General features: G+C 69.5%; 11 protein-coding genes. 7 read left to right on the top strand and 4 right to left on the bottom strand.

Annotated elements, in window-relative coordinates; all coding sequences use genetic code 11:
- Positions 1–161: 161 nt before the first annotated feature.
- On the bottom strand, positions 162–1,649 hold the full coding sequence (locus tag ACIQMJ_RS40420; protein WP_499766310.1) for a hypothetical protein: 1,488 nt from the start codon (positions 1,647–1,649) through the stop codon (positions 162–164).
- A 545-nt stretch (positions 1,650–2,194) separates the two neighbouring features.
- Between ACIQMJ_RS40420 and ACIQMJ_RS40415 the strand changes: the two genes are divergently transcribed.
- Both ACIQMJ_RS40415 and ACIQMJ_RS40410 read left to right on the top strand, forming a co-directional pair.
- The gene (locus ACIQMJ_RS40415; RefSeq protein ID WP_499766309.1) at positions 2,195–4,390 is read left to right on the top strand and encodes an ATP-binding protein; all 2,196 of its coding nucleotides are present in this window, start codon (positions 2,195–2,197) and stop codon (positions 4,388–4,390) included.
- Positions 4,391–4,473: 83 nt separating this feature from the next.
- Positions 4,474–6,567, top strand: a complete 2,094-nt coding sequence (locus tag ACIQMJ_RS40410; RefSeq protein ID WP_499766308.1) for an ATP-binding protein — start codon at positions 4,474–4,476, stop codon at positions 6,565–6,567.
- A 32-nt stretch (positions 6,568–6,599) separates the two neighbouring features.
- Here the strand turns inward: ACIQMJ_RS40410 and ACIQMJ_RS40405 are convergent, their stop codons facing one another.
- Entirely contained in the window at positions 6,600–7,583 is a 984-nt protein-coding gene (locus tag ACIQMJ_RS40405) for a hypothetical protein (RefSeq protein ID WP_499766307.1), read from the bottom strand.
- Positions 7,584–7,741: 158 nt separating this feature from the next.
- Positions 7,742–10,549 (bottom strand): tetratricopeptide repeat protein, encoded by a 2,808-nt coding sequence (locus ACIQMJ_RS40400; protein WP_499766306.1) that lies wholly within the window; start codon positions 10,547–10,549, stop codon positions 7,742–7,744.
- Positions 10,550–10,779: 230 nt separating this feature from the next.
- On the opposite strand from ACIQMJ_RS40400, the gene ACIQMJ_RS40395 reads away from it, so the two are divergent.
- Together ACIQMJ_RS40395 and ACIQMJ_RS40390 are read left to right on the top strand one after the other, a co-directional pair.
- Positions 10,780–12,606 carry a protein kinase domain-containing protein gene (locus ACIQMJ_RS40395; RefSeq protein WP_499766305.1) on the top strand — a complete coding sequence of 609 codons (1,827 nt, stop codon included), beginning with the start codon at positions 10,780–10,782 and terminating at the stop codon, positions 12,604–12,606.
- Positions 12,607–12,610: 4 nt separating this feature from the next.
- A complete protein-coding gene (locus ACIQMJ_RS40390) occupies positions 12,611–14,779 on the top strand; it encodes an ATP-binding cassette domain-containing protein (RefSeq protein ID WP_499766304.1) in 2,169 nt (722 codons plus the stop codon).
- Positions 14,780–14,784: 5 nt separating this feature from the next.
- On the opposite strand, the gene ACIQMJ_RS40385 is transcribed toward ACIQMJ_RS40390, so the two are convergent.
- Positions 14,785–15,741 (bottom strand): hypothetical protein, encoded by a 957-nt coding sequence (locus tag ACIQMJ_RS40385; RefSeq protein WP_499766303.1) that lies wholly within the window; start codon positions 15,739–15,741, stop codon positions 14,785–14,787.
- A gap of 360 nt (positions 15,742–16,101) precedes the next feature.
- Between ACIQMJ_RS40385 and ACIQMJ_RS40380 the strand changes: the two genes are divergently transcribed.
- Genes ACIQMJ_RS40380 through ACIQMJ_RS40370 form a run of 3 tightly spaced genes read left to right on the top strand, consistent with a single transcriptional unit; the run spans position 16,102 to position 17,850 of the window.
- Entirely contained in the window at positions 16,102–16,575 is a 474-nt protein-coding gene (locus ACIQMJ_RS40380; protein WP_499766302.1) for a helix-turn-helix domain-containing protein, read from the top strand.
- A 49-nt stretch (positions 16,576–16,624) separates the two neighbouring features.
- On the top strand, positions 16,625–16,936 hold the full coding sequence (locus ACIQMJ_RS40375; protein WP_499766301.1) for a transposase: 312 nt from the start codon (positions 16,625–16,627) through the stop codon (positions 16,934–16,936).
- Positions 16,933–17,850: an IS3 family transposase gene (locus tag ACIQMJ_RS40370; RefSeq protein WP_499766300.1), complete on the top strand. Its 918-nt coding sequence runs from the start codon at positions 16,933–16,935 to the stop codon at positions 17,848–17,850. The genes ACIQMJ_RS40375 and ACIQMJ_RS40370 overlap by 4 nt, the downstream gene beginning before the upstream one ends.
- Positions 17,851–17,975: the final 125 nt, after the last annotated feature.

Genomic DNA, 17,975 nt, shown 5'->3' with positions numbered 1-17,975 from the left:
GGGATCGTCCCGCCACCTTCCGGCCAACGTGCGGCGGCGCAGCGTGTCCAACGGCAGCGGCGCGGTGTACGCGAACAGGACGGCGACCGTTCGATCCACCGCTGACGGCTGCGGGCTTTGTGCGGTAGCGCACACGCCCGCAGCCGTGAGGCGGCGCCGGGTCACCTGGCGTTGTGCCGGGCGCGGACCATCCTCTTGATGATGTCCAGGGCCTGCCCGTTGCTGGGCCAGGCGACCTCGTCCGTCCCGTCGGTCGCGTTGCCGAACCCGGTGCTCATCTCGAACTTCTCTCCGTTGACGATCGACAGCGAGAAGGTCTGGGCGAAGGAGAGGTCGGCGTACTTCCGCTCCTGCCGTTCGTCCTGGCCGTCTTCCGCGGCGAGCTTGTCGATCGACTTGAACAGCTCGACGATGTGGTCGGGCACCGGGATGCGGTTGGACGTCACCCCGACGATGTCGCGGTAGTGCCGCTCCGTGACCTCCTCGTAGATCGCCTCGCCGGTGCGGAAGTCGACCAGGCAGCGGTAGACGCTGATCAGGTCGTTGGTCAGGAAGAGGTTGAGCACGTCGTAGTGGTTGGCGCGCAGCTTCCCGTCCGAGCCCCGCCGCACCCGCATGGCCACGGCTTTGCGCATGTCGTCGGTCGGGAGGCCGACGACCGTCTGCACCGGGTAGACGAGGTCACCGCCGTCCTTCACCAGCTTCGGGTTGAGGCGGACCTGGTCGCCCGCCTTGGCCCGCAGGTGCTCCACGTCCTCGCGCAGCCAGGCGTCCATCTGCGCGTCCGAAGGTTTGGGCAGGGCTTCGTCCCGGCGTTTGACGTAGCGGCGGTACTCGCCCAACTTCGTGAATCCCCACTTGCCCAGGAAGTAGGCGCCGCCGAGGAACAACAGCGTGCCGAAGCTCTGCATCGCGATGCCGAGCACCACCAGTGCGGCGGCACCACCCAGAGCGATGTAGTGGGGGTTCGGGCTGCGTCCCGCCGGTGTCGGGATGAAGTACTTGCGGACGGCCTCCGCACGCCGGGGGTCGAACATCCTGGTGGTCGGCCGGACTTCCGGCTCGACGTTCGGGAACCGGCCGAACTCCGAAGCGCGGGTGAGCACCGCCTGCCAGGTCCGGCCCCGGATGTTGCCGAGGTGCGTCAGGAGCGGCTCCAGGTCGTCCGGGCCCAGCGCTGCCACGCTCTCGGCGAGCACCTCCGCCGTCGGAGGCCTCGGTGCCATGTTGTACGCGGTGTAGTAGTCGTCCTTGACCAATGCCCACAGGACCTTCGCCTGGTGGGTGACGACCGGATCGCCGTAGCCGATGGACTGCTCGAGGTGGTTCTCGATCCGATCGATCTCCTCCGGCACCCGATCGCCGGGCACGCGGCCGTTGAGCATCGCGAGGGCGGCGCCGAAGTGCCCCAGCGCGAGGTCGTGCGACGCCTCCGCGATCCGGTCGGCGCCCGCCTTCCGGCCGTCGCTGAGCGACTCCTCGAACTCGGTGGCCGCCTTGGCGTACATCTTGCCCTTCAGGGCCATCAAGCCGTTCTGCAGGTGGTCGACCATCGAGTTCAGGTAGATCGACTGCCGGCCGTTCTGGTTGGCGAAGACGTAACCGCCCTGGTTGTTCTCGACGTGCTGGGAGTTGGGTTCCTGGTCCACGGATTTCCTATCGGTATGTCGCCGATGTGCTTCCGGTCGGCTGACCGCAGATCGTCAAGGTAACCCGGATCGATCGCTGCTCCGGTCCCTGCGAACAACTGTCGGCATACTGACGCGGATTTGTCCGCCGGTCGGCTCAGAGGTGCGTCGGCGTCCGGCTTGGAGCGTCCGACGGGCAGGGCGTTTCCTCGTACGACCTGGACGAGCTGCTCACGGGGCCGGTGCGTTTCCAGCCACAACAGGAAACGGTAAACCCGTTCTGCTCCACCTTCGCGCGGCGCATCCTCGGGGCATCGGAAATTCCGAACCAATCGGCGGTCCGGCGAATTCGTGAAGTGACCCGTTTCAGCGGTCAGGAATTCGCGTGGGCCCTGGCCTGCCGAGGAGGTGACCTGCCATGCACACCCACATCGTGGTGCCGCTCATCGAGTTCCTGATCCTGCTGCTGGTCTGATCGGTGGTTCCTGGGCTGGCACGCGGGTGAACCTGCGTGCCGGCCCGAAGTCACCGGGTGCGGCGGCAAGCCGGTGCGTCACCATTGGGACATGGACGACCTCTCGGCCGGGTTCGGCCAGGAACTGCGCCGCCTGCGGGAGCGCGCGGGCGTTTCGCTCAGCGCCTTCGCGAATCGCGTCCACTACAGCAAGGGGTTCCTCAGCAAGATCGAGAACGGGCACGCCGTGCCGACGCCCCAGCTCGCCAGGACTTGTGACGACCAGTTGGGTGCCGGTGGAGCACTGCTGGCCTTGGCGGTGGCGGAGCGACGGGCCGCGAAGCCCCCCGCGCTGTACGGCCTGCCCCCCGCGACGCGTCACTTCACCGGTCGCCAGGAGGAACTCGGTCGGGTCGCCCGGGCGTTGCGCGAACCGCGCGCCGTCGTCGTGCTGACCGGGATGGCCGGGGCGGGCAAGACCGAACTGGCACTGCGCGCGGCCGAAGAGGCGCAGTCCGCCTTCCCGGACGGCTGCCTGTTCCTGGACCTGCGCGGGCACACGCCCCAGGCTCCGCGGATGGCGCCCGAGGACGCGCTCGACGTGCTGCTTCGCGTCCTCGGTGTGCCCGGTGCCGACATACCTCACGACCTGGACGGCCGGGCCAACGTCTACCGGAACGTCCTGCGGGGCAAGCGCCTGCTGCTCGTGCTCGACAACGCCGCCGATTCGTCGGGCGTGCACCCGCTGCTGCCGGCCGAACCCGGTTGCCGCGTGGTGGTGACCAGCCGGAACCGGCTGCCCGCGCTCGACGAGGCGCAGCACGTGGTGGTCGGGGAGCTGACCCGCGACGAGGCGGTGTCGTTGTTCCGCGCCACCGCCGGCGACCGCCCAGGGGACGTGGCCAGGGTCGTGGCGCTGTGCGGTCACCTCCCGCTGGCCGTGCGCATCGCCGCCGCTCGGTTGCGGACGAGCCGGGGCTGGACGGTCGACCAGCTCGGTGATCGCCTGGCCGTCGAGGCTTCCCGACTGCTCGCCCTGGACGACGGGGAGCGCAGCGTCGCCTCCGCTTTCGCTCTGTCCGTCCGCGGGCTGGACGAGGCGCACCGGCGGCTGTTCGCCCTCCTGGGACTGCACCCGGGAACCGACATCGAGCTGTCCGCGGCAGCGGCCCTCGCGGGGCACGACCTCGCCACGGTGGAGCACCTGCTGACCGGCCTGGACCGCGCCCACTTGGGTGTGCTGCTGCCGGGCGAGCGGGTGCGACTGCACGACCTCGTGCGACTGTTCGCCATCGAGCACGTGCTGCCCGACACCGCTCCTGACGACCGGCTCACGGCGGTGCGCGGCCTTCTGGACCACGTCCTGCGCCGGACGTTCTTCGCCGACGCGCTGATCGCACCCCACCGGTTCCGGCCCGACCTGCCCCCGTCGGACGTGTCGGCCGAGGGGTTCGCAGACCGCGATGCCGCCATCGCCTGGCTGGACGGGGCCTGGCCCTCGCTCGTGGCGATGTGCGGCACGGCGGTCGAGCACGACTTGGTCGATCGGAGCTGGTTGCTGGCGTTCCTGCTGCACGACTACTTCTTCCTCACGAAGCTCTGGGCGCCGTGGATCGAGCTGCTGGAGAAGGTGGCAACGGCGACGCGTGCCGCCGGGCTGCGCGGACCCCTGGCCATGACCTTGAACAACCTGGGCATCGCCCTGGCCGACCGCGGTGAGCTCGTGGCGTCGCAGAAGCGGTACCGGGAGGCGATGGAGATCTTCGAGGAGGTAGGTGACCCGCACGGCGTCACCAGCTCCCGCTCCAACCTCGCTTGGGTCGACCTCTACCTCGGTGAGCACCTGTCCGCCCGGGAGAACATGTGCCTTGCGCTCGACGCCTACCGAAGAGCGGGAGCCGACCGGAACGCCGCCATCACGCTGCGCGGGATCGCGCTGGTGGAGGTCGAACTGGGCAGCTACGAGGACGCGCTGGCCCACGCGGGGCAGGCCCTCGCCGAGTTCACCGGGCTCGGTCTGGAACTCGACGTCGTCATGACCCTCAACTGCCTCGGCTGGGTGCGCTTCCGGGCCGGTCACCTCGAAGAGGCGGCTGAGGCTTACCGGCGTGCGGTCGTGGGAGGGGAGCGGTGCGGGAGCCGCTACGAGGCGACCCGCGCCCGCATCGGACTGGGCAACGCCGCAGCGGCCTCGGGTGACCCGGAACGGGCGGAAGCCCACTGGGCCGCCGCGGACGAGTTCGACGGCGCGCTCAGCCCGCTCATGGTCGGAGAGGCTCGCGCCCGTGCCGATCTCACTCACTGGTAATCATCGTCGCCTGCAATACCGCCTGCCGTGGAATTCTGCTGTGATCTTGTTCAACGAGGGGTGCTCGCGGACCGAGGACGGCGATGGACGAGGACAGCGCGACGCGAAACCACTTCTCCGGTGTCGCGCACGCCGTGGTGCAGGCCGGGGTCATCTCCGGTGGTGTGCACGTGCACACCACCGAGGTGACGGAGCGCGTGCCGCGCCAGCTGCCGCCTGACGTGCGCGAGTTCGTGGGCCGGGATGGGGCGCTCGAAGCCTTGAGCGCCGCGCTCGCCACGTCCGCGGACAGGCCCTCGTCGCCGAGGATCGCGTTGATCACCGGAACGGCGGGGGTGGGCAAGACCGCGCTCGCGGTCCACTGGGGGCACCAGGCGAGTGCCGAGTTCCCCGACGGGGTCCTGTACGCCGACCTGAACGGCTACGGGCCCGACCTCCAGGTCGAAGCCGGGACCGTGCTCGCTTCGTTCTTGAGGGCCCTGGGCGTCAAGGCGGACCAGGTCCCGGAGGATGTCGACGAGCGCGCCGCTCGATACCGCACCATGCTCGCCGAGCGACGGGTCCTCGTGGTGCTCGACAACGCGCGCAGCGAATTCCAGGTCCGCCCGCTCATCCCCGCGTCCCCGACGACGGCCGTGGTGGTGACCAGCAGGCAGGCGCTGACCGGGTTGCTCGTGGACTTCGACGTGGCGGTCATGCACCTGGACGTGCTGCCGTCTGAAGAGGCGGCCGCACTGCTGCGGGGGGCGCTGGGCGCGAGGGCGGACCGCGAACCGGCCGCGGTGGCCGAGCTGGTCAAGCACAGCGCGGGCCTGCCGCTCGCGCTGCGGGTCCTCGTCGGGCTGCTGCGTTCACGTGGCACGCTGCCGCTGGCCGAGCTGGTGGCCGCACTGGAGGACGAGTACGCCAGGCTGGACGTGTTCGAGACCGGCGGTGACGTGCGCACCGAGGTTCGCGCCGTGTTCTCCTGGTCCTACAAGCACCTCTCGGCCGACGCGGCCAGGCTGTTCCGCTTCCTCGGGCTGTTCCCGGGGCATGGTTTCGACAAGTACTCGGCCGCGGCGTTGACCGGAACGCGACCGAGGCCCGCCGCCGCGCTGTTGGCGGAGTTGCACCGCGCGCACCTGGTCGCCGAACGCGGGGTGGCACGGTTCGGCATGCACGACCTGCTCGGCGCTTACGCCGCGGAACTGGTCGAGGACAACGACCCCGCGAGCGACCGGGCCGCAGCGACGACGCGCCTGTTCGACTACTTCCTCCACACCGCGGACCGAGCCGACCGGCAGATCGCGCCCACGCGCCTGCGGATCCCGCTGGAAGGCACGCCGGCCCCGGGTCCCCCGTTCCCCGATCGCGATCGGGCGCTGGACTGGCTCGTCGCCGAGCGCGAGACCATCGCCGCCCTGTTCACGCTGCCCGACCACCAGCTGTACGCCCGCCAGTGGCAGCTGGCGTACACGATGCGGGGCTACTACTTCCTGGCCAAGGAGTGGAACGACTCGATCCGCGCGCACGAGGCCGCGCTCGTCGCCACCGAACGGCTCGGTGACCGGCACGCGGAGGCGACCACGCGGAACAACCTCGGCGTCGCGCTGCTCGAACTCGGTCGCACCGAGGACGCCGCGACGCACTACACCGCGGCGTCACGGCTGTACGAAGAGGTCGGAGACCTGCGGGGGGTGTCCAATGCCCTGGCGAACCGCGCGTGGATCGCCCATTACCGCGGCGACCACGAGGAGGCGTTGCGGGACTACCTGATCGCCTTGGAGTACTACCGGTCGTCCGGGGCCGAGTCGAACGCGGCGATCACCCTGCGGGGCATCGCGTTGGCGGAAGCGGCGCTCGGTCGCACCGAGGACGCCGTCCGCCATCTCGACGAGGCGTTGACCGTGTTCCGCCGCCTCGAAGCCGACCTGGACACCGCGATGGCGCTGAACTGCTTGGGCGAGGTGTGGATTCAGGCGGGCGACCTCGCCAAGTCGCGCGAGGCCCACCAGCGCGCGGTCCACCTGAGCGAGAAGTGCGGCAGTCGCTACGAGGAAGCCCGAGGGCTGGCGGGGCTCGCCCGCGCCGCTCAGGACCGCACCGCGGGGCTCGCCCACCTCGAACGAGCGTTGACGTTGTTCAAGGCCCTGGGCGCGCCCGAGGCCGACCGGCTGGCCGCCGAGATCGGCTGACCGCCGGACCGGGGCGGCGCGGTCGCTCGAACTCATCCCAGCCGGCGCCGCGCGACCGGTTCCGGCCGACTCTCCACCGCCTGCACCAGTCGGGGACCGGGCACCAGGTGCGGCAGCAGTGGGGACGGTTGCCGGCGCAGCCCGTACTCGTGCTCGGGAAGCACGTTCGCGAACGCCGCCTCGGCCTCGCCGACGCCGTTGATCGACATCTCCGCTCCCGTGCCAGCTGCGGTACCCACCCACCGGTAGGCGCGCTCGACCTCCGACGGCAACCGGTCGGGGTGGAACCTGACGACGAGTTCGAGCCGGTCACATGGACTCGGCGGGCGGATCAGGTAGGAGTCCTCCGCCGAGAGCCAGGGCATCGGCACCTCGAAGGCGAACTCGTGCGGCTCACCCGAGCGGAGCGGGCGGGGCAGTTCGAAGCGTCGTCGGGCCGACCACTTCCCCCCGCGGACCACAGCGCCGTGCACCACGTCCACGTCGACGCCCGGCTCGACCACCCACGACACCTCCCGCACACCGTCCTCCTCCGCGACCACGCAGCACCGCTCGATGCGGGTCGGTACCACGCTGTCCAAGCGCAGCACGACTTGTAGCCGTCGGACGTGCCAACCGTCCGGGTTGCCGCGGCCCGCGACCGGGACCCGGCTGGTGGCGGCCTCCACCAACCGGGTCAGGCCATCGTCGACCCGCCGCCGGATGGTCCGCGTGTTGCGGCCCTCCCGGTGCGCCAGCCACTCGAGGCGGTGGACGAGGAAGGCATGTCGCGTCTCGGCGTGCAGCGCGAGGGAGACGACAACCGCGAGCCTCAGGTCTTCGGGGAAGTGCCGCGCGAGCGCGCGGACCCACTCGCCCAGCTTCTCGCGGGCGACTTCGGAGCCGTCCGACTCGCTGATCCCACATGCTTCCCGCAGAGCCGGACCGATCTGCCGGTCCATGCCCGGCGCCTGCGCCCCACGTCCACGGCACAGCGCTTTGAGTTCTCCCATGAGCCGGTCCGGCAAGGCGGCCATCATTCCTCCGCGCTGTTTTTGCGCAGCACTGTCCGACGCTGCGCGTTGTTAGTGCCGGCGCGAATTCCGAGTAGGAGGAGGCCGGCATTCTGCGTCCTATGTCGCGGACTGCCCCGCCGCTGTTACGGCGAGCGATTCGCCGAAATGAACCCGTTAGCTCAGTCCTTCCGTCGCCGATCGAACCGAATCGCCGCTCGGAAGATCGGTGCGGGGATGAAGATCATTTTCGCGGCGACCAGCGCCTTGCCGTAGAGGTCGTTGCGCCTGCCGACCTTCTCGACCGCGCCCTCCATGACGGTGTGGAACGCGGCCCGCGCGGCGCCTCGATCCCCCTCGAACCACTGACACACACCCAGTTCGTAGGTCGTCTCCAGCGTTTCGGGGTGTCCGCGCCCCAGAGACGTGAGTTGCCCCTGCAGCGCGTTTCGGTAGTTCACGGCCGCTGCCGCGTAGTCCCCGCGTTGGGACTGCGCCAGACCGAGCAGGTAGAGGGCGCGCAGGCGGCGGTCGTGCCCTGGACCCAGGTGAGCGGCCAACTCGTCCGGGAGCGACGCGTACTCGGCCAGCGCGCGCTCGGGCGTGCCCAACCTGATCAGCGCTTCGAGGTGCGTCACCGCGATCGCCAGGGTTCGCGGGTTGTGCGGGCCGAGTTCACGGCGTGAGGCTTCCAACTGCTTGTGCAAAGCCCTCTCCGCCCCTTCCCGCTCAGCCTGCGTGGGATAGGACTCGAGGATGAAAACGGTGAGCTGTGCCTGGTGCAGCAGCGTCGCCGCGGTGATCGCGTTCGCGTGGCGCGGCAGCCCCAGCCCCTCGTAGTGGTCGAGGATCGCGCGAACGGCTTCGCGTGCGCCCTCCCGATCGTCGGTGGCCACGCCGACTTCGGCCAGTTCGAGGCGTGCCGGGATGAGGGCGTCCCCCATGTCGCCGTGCTCGGCGATCAGGTCTCGCAGAAGCGCCTTCGCCTCCAGGTAGTACCCGAGCATGCGCCGGTTCCGGATGCGTGCGGTGCGCAGGTCGACCACTTCCTCCCGGGGCAGTTCCTCCTGTGTCAGACGTGCGAACACCTGAGCCCACAGGGCCTCGGCTTCCAGGTGCCTGCCCAGGTCGTCGAACACCGCGGCTCTCATGGCTTCCCCGTGCACCGCAGTGCGGCTGTCGTGCGCGGTGGATGCGAGCCGGTTCAGGTGCGCCAACGCAGCCTCGGGGCCGCCCGACTGCCGGCGCGCCCTGGCCGCGTTCAGCAGGTGTGACGGCTCATTCGGGTGCAGGTCGGCCAACCGCTCGTGGAACGGGGCGGCCGACGCCGGTTCGCCACGGTTGTCGTAGTAGGTCACGGCGAGCCGGTTCAACTCGTCGGCGTAGGTGGGCGACCCGGACGTCCGGTCCAGCAGCGCCACGCCGTGCTCGACCAAGCCGGGAACGCCGCCCTTCGCCAGCGCGATCAGCGTGTGCGCGGCGACCGCGGCGACGGTGTCCAGCTCGGCCGATCCGCCGCCCTGCCGAGTCGCGGCCCGCACCAGTTGGTGCACCTGCCAAGAACCGCCGCGCGACTCCACCAGCATCGCCCGCTCCAGGCTCGCCAGCACCTCGTTCGCCCGGTCCCGGTCATCGGGCGCGAGCACGTCCAGGACGCGGCTGATGAACACAGCGGGCAGCGGTCGTGCGGAGCACACCGCCGAGAGCGTCAGGACGACGCGTTCCGCTCGGGTCAGCGCCGCGATGCTCCCGCGCACCGTCTTCAGCGCCATGTCAAGCACCGGCGCGCCTCGGGTCAGGTTCTTCACCCGGTCGCGTAAGTGCCACAGCCCTTCACGGCCGCGAGCGCCGGCCGCGGCCAGGGCGATCGCGTACGGGTGGCCGCCGAGGCCTTCGACCACCCGCGCCACCGCATCCCGCTCGTCCGGCCCGGCCGGGTGGTGCCGGGTGAACAGCGCACGGCCGTCGTCGGCGGTCAGGCCGCCGAGCCGCACCCGTTGCGCAACGCTCTCCGGTATCTCCCGCTGGCTGACGAGCAACGTGCGGACACCGCGTGCCGAGGGCACCAGTTCGGCCAGCACCTCGTCGGGCAGCGCGCCAGGCACATCGTCCACCACCCAGAGGACTGGCTCGCCGGCGTTGTCGAGGCGTTGCGACCACCACGCGAGCAGGGAGTCCCGTCGAACGTCGGGAGGTCTTTCGTCGAGGAACTCCGCGAGCCGGACCAACTGCTCGGTGTGCGCCGAACGCGCCTCGGCCGCGGTTTCGGAGCCGGCGAGCGAGATGCGGTGCACCCCGCCGGGGTAGAGGAACCCGAAGTCGTGCTCGTAGGCGCGCACGAGGGCGCTCTTGCCGATGCCGGGCATCCCGGTCAGCGCGACGACCGGCGGAGCCGTCCTGGCGGCCACCAGAGGCTGATCTCCGATGTGCAGGGCGGCGTGGAGACGCCACCGGTCGCGGTAGCGCCCGACGAAGGAGGTGTTCGGCAGGTGCGAGGTCCTCCCGACACGTCGTGCCGACGCGGCGAAGTCGATGTCCGCGAACGGCGTGTCGACCGCCCGTGCGGCCCGGGCGACTCCGCTGACCAGCGCTGAGAGCTCGCCCTTGGTCCTCCAGGCTCGCCAGTACCGATGGGTCATCAGGTCGAGGGGCAGCAAGTGTTCGGTGGCCGGGTCTTCCGGGTTGACCACGAGCAGGCGCTTGGCGACCTCGCCCGTGCGCAAGGCGGAGAGGTAGGTGTGGTGCAGTTCGAACTGGCAGGCGGACCTGGTGGGGTACGAGGCCGAGTAGTAGATCAACATCGTCTTCGACCGGCGCAGCGCCTCCTGCACGTCGTCGCTGATGTTGTGCGAGAACCGGATGTCGTCCTCGTCCAGGAAAGCCTTGAGCCCCGCCGCGGTGAGCGCGTCTTTGAGTTCACGCACCGTGGACCGGTCTTCACCGCTGAAGGACAGGAACACATCCACGACGTCCGAGGGGGTTGTGGACACGAATGCAAGGTACCCGCGCCCGTCGATGAAGTGGTCCGGCCACTCCGGTTGACCACGTTCCGTCCTGCTTCTGTCCTGGTTGTGCGCCGCAATAATGCGGTGATCATGATCGTGTGGGGGGAATTGGCTCCCAACTGTCCATTGTTTGTCCGTTCGCGCTCTTATCGCGCACCTATGCTCGGCGTCCACCCGATCGGTGATCCCTGGACCAGGAATGTGAGGTACCGCGAATGGGGCGTGCTTTGGGGAGTCGGTACACACTGGACGAGCTCCTCGGGTCCGGCGCGATGGGGCAGGTCTACCGGGGGACCGACGAGGGAGGCCGCCAGTTCGCGTTCAAGCTTCTGCGCGGCGACTTGGTCGAGGACAGCGACTTCATCTCGCGGTTCCACCAGGAGCACTCGATCCTGGTGAACGTGCGAGGTGCCAACCTCGTCGCCGTCCACGACCTCGTGGTGGAGGGCACCACGGCCGCCATCGTCATGGACCTCGTGACCGGAGGGACGCTCCGCGACCTCCTGACCGGCGCGGGTCCGATCCTGCCCGCCGAGGTGGCCAGGATCGGCTCGGGGATCGCCTTCGCCCTGCACGGCGTGCACTCGGCCGGGATCGTCCACCGCGATGTCAAGCCCGAGAACGTCCTGATGGACGACTCCACGTCGACGCGCACGCCGAAGCTCACCGACTTCGGCATCGCCAAGATGGCCGGCGGGTCGCGAGTCGGCCGGAGCACGTTGCTGGCGGGCACGCCGCACTACATCGCTCCCGAGGTGGCCGACGGCGGGCAGATCACCCCGGCTGCGGACTTGTACTCGCTGGGCATCCTGCTCTACGAGCTGTGCTGCGGTGTGACGCCGTTCGCGGGCGAGTCGGTGTTCCAGGTGCTGGTGAGCCACCGGGAACGACTGCCCGGCCGTCCCGAGGGTGTGCCGGACGCACTGTGGGACGTCATCTGGAGCCTGCTCCAGAAGAACCCCGCCGCACGTCCCAGGTCGGCGGAACACGTAGCCGCCGTGTTGTCCGGGCTCGCCGACCGCTTCTGGCGCGAAGGCGTCCCGGTGGGACCACGGTTGGAAACTCCGCCGCCCGCGATCCCGATCGGGCACGGGAACGAGAACGAGACGATCTTGAAGGCGGCATCGGCGAATTCGGTCGTCCCGTCGGGTAGGACCAGGAAGCGCCGCCTGCTGCCGATCGCCGCGGCGGCGGTCGTCCTGCTGGGCGTCGTCGGTGTGGGCGGTTACGCGCTCGTCGACCGCGGCTCCGCAGAGGACGTCGCGGAGCCGACCGGCGCCACCACGACAGCGGTCGCCGACGGCACCGAGCGGGATTCGGGGCCCGAGCGCACCACGGCCAAGACGACGACCAAGAGGGTCGCCACGCTCGACACGATGCCCGACCTGGTGGGCAGAAAGTTGGGAGAAGCCAGGGAGAAGCTGCCCGAGTCCCTGGACGTCGAGATCGTCGAGCAGGTCGACCAGAAGGCCGCCGACGGCACCGTCCTGAGTCACGAGCCCGCCGCGGGGCAGAAGGTCGACGGCAAGGTTACGCTCGTGGTCGCCCGACCGGCCGTGACCGTGTACCTGGACGAGGTCAAGCCCTCGACGGGCAACTGGTCCACGGCGGGTGAGGCGTTCACCGTGGGCATGGCGGGCGAGCAGTACCTCCACGCGCTCGGGTCGAGTCTCGACTACTACTGCACGAGCAGGGCCAACGTGGTCGAGTACAACTTGTCGAAGGGCTACCGCAGGTTGGTCGCGACGGCCGGGATCGGGGACAACGCCGAGTCGGCGGACGTCCGGGTCCAGTTGGAGGTCTTCGCGGACGGGCGGCAGCTCACGACCCAGCCCATCGAGTTCGGCAAGGTGGTCGACCTCGATCTCGACGTCACCAACGCGCTCAGGTTGAAGCTCCAGTGGGTCGTCACGAGTTCGTCCAAGACCTGCGGGGACAGCGTGTTCGCCCTCGGTGAGGCGAAACTGCTCGGCCTGGCCAGCGAGGTGCCGACATCAGGTCTGCCTCCCCAGTCGACGACCACCACCACGACCACTCGGTGAGCCGATGTTCTCCGATGATCACGTGCTCGTCGTGACCGCTGGCGCCCGCCGCTGGACGTTCAGCCCCGGCACGGCCGTCCGAATCGGACGCAGCGCCGGGTCCGACGTCATCCTCGATGATCCCGCCGTGTCGCGGAACCACCTGCTGGCCGAGTACGACGACGGGTGGGTGGTTCGCGACCGGGGAACAGCGGGCGGGACGCGGCTCGGTGGCCTGCCGATCACCGAGCACCGGGTCGTGGACGAGGTGGTGCTGCGGCTGGCCGACGCCGTCGACATCGTCGTCCGGGTCAGCGGCACGGGTGTGCCGGGCGCGGTGCGGATCGGGCGTTCCACCGACAACGACCTGGTGCTGGACGACCCGGTCGTCTCGCGACGGCACGCGGTGGCCCGACGCAGTGGGGACGGCTGGCTGGTGACCGACCTCGGCAGCCGGAACCCGACGCTGCTCAACGGCGTGGCCATCACCGGTGACGTGCGAGTCGGTGCGGGCGACCTGCTCACCTTCGGCGCGACCGACGTCGCGGTGTCCGATCGCGGCCTGGTGCCGATTCCCGCCGCGGAGCAGCACCTCGTCGTCGACGACGTCGGTTACTGGATTCCCGGTGGCAAGGTCCTGCTATCCGGCGTCAGCATCGACGTGGAACCCGGTGAGCTGGTCGCGGTCATCGGGCCGTCCGGCGCGGGCAAGTCGACGCTGCTGAAGGTGATGACCGGAGAGCTGGAGCCGTCGCGGGGCCGGGTGACCTACGACGGCCTGGGCGTCCGCAGTGCGGTGCGCGCCCGCATCGGGGTGGTTCCGCAAGACGACGTGCTGCACCTCAAGCTCAGCGCTCGCAAGGTGCTGTCCTACGCGGCGCGGCTGCGCCTTCCGGCCGACACGACGAGAGGTGAGCGGAACACGGCCGTGGGCGGTGCGCTGGCCGAGGTCGACCTCGCCGAACAGGCCTCCACGAAGGTCAGGGATCTCTCGGGCGGGCAACGGAAGCGGGTCTCGATCGCGATGGAGCTGCTCACCTCACCGCCGCTGCTCCTGCTCGACGAGCCGACCTCGGGCCTCGACCCGCACCTCGACCGGCAAGTCATGACCTCCCTTCGCGCCATCGCGGACTCGGGCCGGTCCGTGGTCGTCGTGACGCACAACACGGCCAACCTGGGGCAGTGCGACCGCGTGTTGATCCTCGCGCCCGGCGGCGTGCCCTTCTTCCTCGGTGCGCCCGACCAATTGCGGGTCAGGTTCGGCGCCGCCGACTGGGCCGAGATCTTCGAGGCGGCCGAGCGGCAACCGGCGCCCACAGCAGTACGGACGCGTGGTGACGCTCCGAGCACGACTTCGAGGGCGCCGGTCCAACCCGCCCTGAGATCGTGGTGGCAGCAGACGATGACGTTGGTGGCACGCCACTGCAGGCTCATCGCGGCGGACGTGGGATACGCGGCATTCCTTCTCCTGATGCCCTTGGTGCTGGCGGGGCTCGCGCTCGCGGTGCCCGGCTCGGGCGGGCTCGGCCCTCCCGGGGCTGCGGAACCGTCGGAGCCGGCGCACATCCTCGTGCTGCTGTTCGTCGGGGCGGCCTTCACCGGCGGTGCCTGCGCGGCACGGGAGATCGTCGCGGAACGTGCCATCTTCCTGCGCGAACGGGCCGCCGGTCTGTCCGCCGGGTCCTATGCCGCAGGCAAGATCCTGGTGTTCGGGATGATCGCCGCCGGCCAAGCCGTCCTGCTGGTGGGTGGCACCGTGGCGGTGAAACCGGGACCGCGTGAGGCCGTGGTGCTCGGTGATCCGCTGATCGAGCTGACCATCGCCGTGTGGGTGACGGGTTTCGCGACCTGTGCGATGGCCTTGCTGCTCTCCGCCCTGGTCCGCTCGGTGGAGCAGGTCATGCCCGTACTGGTGGTGGTGATCATGGCGCAGCTCGTGCTGTGCGGCGGCATGGTCCCGGTGACGGGCAGGCCGGTGCTGGAGCAGCTGTCCTGGATCGCACCCGCACGGTGGGGCTACGCGGCGGGCGCGTCCACCGCGGACCTGACGGCGGTGGTGCCGGGACTGCCGGACGACCCCCTCTGGAGGCACTCCGGTCCGTGGTGGGTGCTCTCGCTCGCGGTCCTGGTCTTCTTGGCGGCGACCCTCATGGCACTGCTGGCGCACAGGCTGAACCGCCTGCGTGCGACGTGAGCGCGTCAGTCGGTCCACACAGCGCCGGAGGACAGGTTCGGGACCAGGCCGGTGAAGGTGAGGTGCACCTCACCCGCCGTGTCGGCCTCGACCTGTTGTCTCGGCGCGGAGTGGTCCAGCACCTCGTTGATCAGGGACCCGTGGACCTTCCAGATCTTGTCCGGCACCCGCTCCCGACCGAATCGGATGTGCAGGTCGAACAAGGAGCACAGGAACTTCGGGGTGCACATGTAGAAGGGTTCCATCGCCCCTGGGGCGGTGAACCGGAAACGGAGGAAGAACTCATGCTCCTCGTCCCTGGCGAGGGTACGTGGAAGCGCTAGGACATAGCCGATGCGCGTTCTGGAATGGCGCGACCGGGTGTGCAGCGTTCCGCCGTGCAGGACGTCGACGGTGGGGTTCGAGGGATCCGCTTCGGTCCAGTGTGGAGGGGCGTCGACGGTGAGCTCCAATTCCACCTCGGCAAGACCATCCGTGGAAGCCGCAATCCTGCGGACCTCGTACACCTCGGGGAGGTCCTTGTCGAGCACGACGGTCGTTCGCAGCGAGATCGTGCGCCAGGGCGACAGGGGAGTCGACCCGTCCGACGCCGAAGCCCGCTTCCGCGACAGGGCGTGCTGGGCCACCAGTGACAAGGCCTCGTCGATCCTCCGCGTCGCGCTGCGCTCGCTGCGGTCGATCAGCTTCGCCAGGAGGGCCACCCGCTGCTTCAGCGTTCGGGCCTTCCGGTCCCCGGTCAACCCGTAGGCGATGAGCACGGCCTGGCGGTGCTCCTCCCTCAGGGGTTCGGCGAGTTCCGCGATCTTCTGCTTGAGCTGGTCCCGGACGGCTGCGTCGTCGCCGTCCAGTTCGAGCACCAGGCGCAGCCGTTCCGTGATGTTCTTCGACAACCCGGGTGTGTCGAGGCCGAGGCCTTGACGAAGCTTTTTCAGATCTTCCACCAGTTGGCCCACGCTGATCATCAAGATCCCTTCGCGGTCGGCAGGCCGCTGAGTGTAGTCAGGATGTCATTGCGGCATGGACCGGCATCCGAGGTGAATCATCCTCGGTTCATCGGGTGTTGATGCTTTCGGGCCGTTGTCTCCTGGAATGGTGAACGGCATTGATTCCTATCGTGATCTTTTCCAGCAGGAGCGCCCGTGCCCCGACGAGCCGTCGCCAGCCTCCTCTACCGCGCCCGTTCCGACGGTGACTAGTGGCGCGTCTCGGAGGGTTGACCCGGTAATCGATCGGTTGGGCTGATCGGCGAGGCTGGTTCCGCATGTCGAGTGCGGGAGGTGGTTGTGGCTCGTCGACCGAGTGTGTTCGTCAGGCCGTTGTCGATGGAGGAAGGCCGGAAGATCCAACGGATCACCAGGACCGCGAAGGATCCCGTACGGCTGCGGCGGGCGATCGTGGTGCTGATGTCCGGCCAGGGCCAGGCGGTCCGCGACATCACCTCGTTGATGCAGGTGAGCGAGGACTACGTCCGTGACGTGATCCACGCGTTCAACGAGCGGGGGTTCGCGGCGCTGGACCCAAAATGGAGCGGCGGGCGGAGTCGGACGATCGGTGAGGCGATCCGTGAACGGATCTGCCTGATCGCCCGCACTGCGCCCGCCGACTGGGGTATCACCGCGTTCGCCACCTGGTCTCTCGCGAAGCTGCGCGAGCACCTGCTCGCGCGCGGCACCGTCGCCGCGGTCAGTCAGGAGACGCTGCGCCGCATCCTGCGCGACGGCGGCGTGTCCTGGCAGGCCACCACCACCTGGAAGGCCACCACCGACCCGGACTTCCTCGTGAGCTTCCCCCGGTAGCCCGGAGTCTTTCCAGACATGGTCCGATAAGGTCTGAAGGGAGTCGTCCGTGGCACCACCGAAGAAGTACCCCGACGAGCTGAGGTCCCGCGCGGTCCGGCTGTACCGGGAGTCCGACCCCAAGCCGGTGATCCGGCGCCTGGCCGAGCAGCTGGGCGTGCACCACGAGGCGTTGCGGAACTGGATCCGGCAGGACGAGGCCGACCGCGGCGAACGGGACGACCGGCCCACCGCGGCCGAGTCCGAGGAGCTGCGCCGGCTCCGCAAGGAGAACGCGGAGCTCAAGCGCGCCAACGAGATCCTGAAGACCGCGTCCGCGTTTTTCGCGGCGGAACTCGACCCGACCCGGCGACGGTCGTGAAGCTCGTCGAGCAGCTTCGCGGCCGCTTCGGGGTCGAGTTCGTCCTCCGGGTCCTGGGCGTCGCCTCCTCCACCTACCACGGCTGGGTAGCCCGACAGGCCGACCCGTCCCGACGTGAGCGCGAGGACCGGGCGATCACCGCGGAGATCGTCGACATCCACGCCGCCTCGGGCGGCACCTACGGCAGCCCGCGGGTACACCGGGTCCTGCGGCGTCGGGGTATCCGGGTGTCGCGCAAGCGGGTCGAGCGGCTGATGCGCCAGGCCAGCCTGCAGGGCGCCTTCCTGCGTAAACAGTGGCGGACGTCGTCGACCAGGCGGGATCCGCGGGCCGTACCGGCACCTGATCGGGTGAACCGGGACTTCACCGCGCCCGCTCCGGACCGGTTGTGGGTGGCCGACGCCACCCGGATCCGCACCGGCGAGGGCGTCTTCTGGCTCGCGGCCGTGCGCGACGCGTTCTCCAACCGGATCGTGGGCTGGAAGACCTCAGATCGCTGCGACGCCGACCTCGTGCTCGGCGCCCTGGAGTACGCCATCTGGTCCCGCGACGTGCGCGACGGACAGTTGATCCACCACAGCGACCGCGGGTCGACCTACACGGCCTTCCGGTTCGCGGAACGGTTGGCGGACAACGGGGTTCTGCCGTCGATGGGGTCTGTCGGCGACTCCTACGACAATGCCCTGATGGAGAATTTCTTCTCCACGCTCAAGATCGAGCTGGTCTACCGACGGTCCTGGCGCACCCGCGACGAGGCCGAGAACGACCTGTTCCGTTATATCGACGGGTTCTACAACACCGAACGCATCCAGAAGGACCTCGGCTGGCTCAGCCCCGACGAGTACGAGGCCGCCTGGCACGCCGCCCAGGCCGAACCGACTACCATCCCGGCATCACCGACCCGATCCAGGTAACAACCGCTTCGGGTTATCGGGGGAAGCTCATCGCGAAGATGCACCGCATCCTCGACCTCTACGACCACCCGCCCGCCGACGGCAGGGTGATCTGCGTCGACGAGTTCGGACCGCTCAACCTCATG

Source organism: Actinosynnema sp. NPDC091369 (assembly GCF_044757065.1).
Taxonomy (GTDB): domain Bacteria; phylum Actinomycetota; class Actinomycetes; order Mycobacteriales; family Pseudonocardiaceae; genus Actinosynnema.
The sequence above is the reverse complement of the archived record's forward strand: the minus strand, read 5'-3'. Positions and strand labels throughout refer to the sequence as shown.

Bases quoted from the DNA above. Each gene is read 5' to 3' on its own strand.
- ACIQMJ_RS40395 (WP_499766305.1), top strand. From the start codon at position 10,780: ATGGGGCGTGCTTTGGGGAGTCGGTACACACTGGACGAGCTCCTCGGG.
- ACIQMJ_RS40385 (WP_499766303.1), bottom strand. From the start codon at position 15,741: ATGATCAGCGTGGGCCAACTGGTGGAAGATCTGAAAAAGCTTCGTCAA.
- ACIQMJ_RS40410 (WP_499766308.1), top strand. From the start codon at position 4,474: ATGGACGAGGACAGCGCGACGCGAAACCACTTCTCCGGTGTCGCGCAC.
- ACIQMJ_RS40380 (WP_499766302.1), top strand. From the start codon at position 16,102: ATGGAGGAAGGCCGGAAGATCCAACGGATCACCAGGACCGCGAAGGAT.
- ACIQMJ_RS40405 (WP_499766307.1), bottom strand. From the start codon at position 7,583: ATGGCCGCCTTGCCGGACCGGCTCATGGGAGAACTCAAAGCGCTGTGC.
- ACIQMJ_RS40390 (WP_499766304.1), top strand. From the start codon at position 12,611: ATGTTCTCCGATGATCACGTGCTCGTCGTGACCGCTGGCGCCCGCCGC.
- ACIQMJ_RS40415 (WP_499766309.1), top strand. From the start codon at position 2,195: ATGGACGACCTCTCGGCCGGGTTCGGCCAGGAACTGCGCCGCCTGCGG.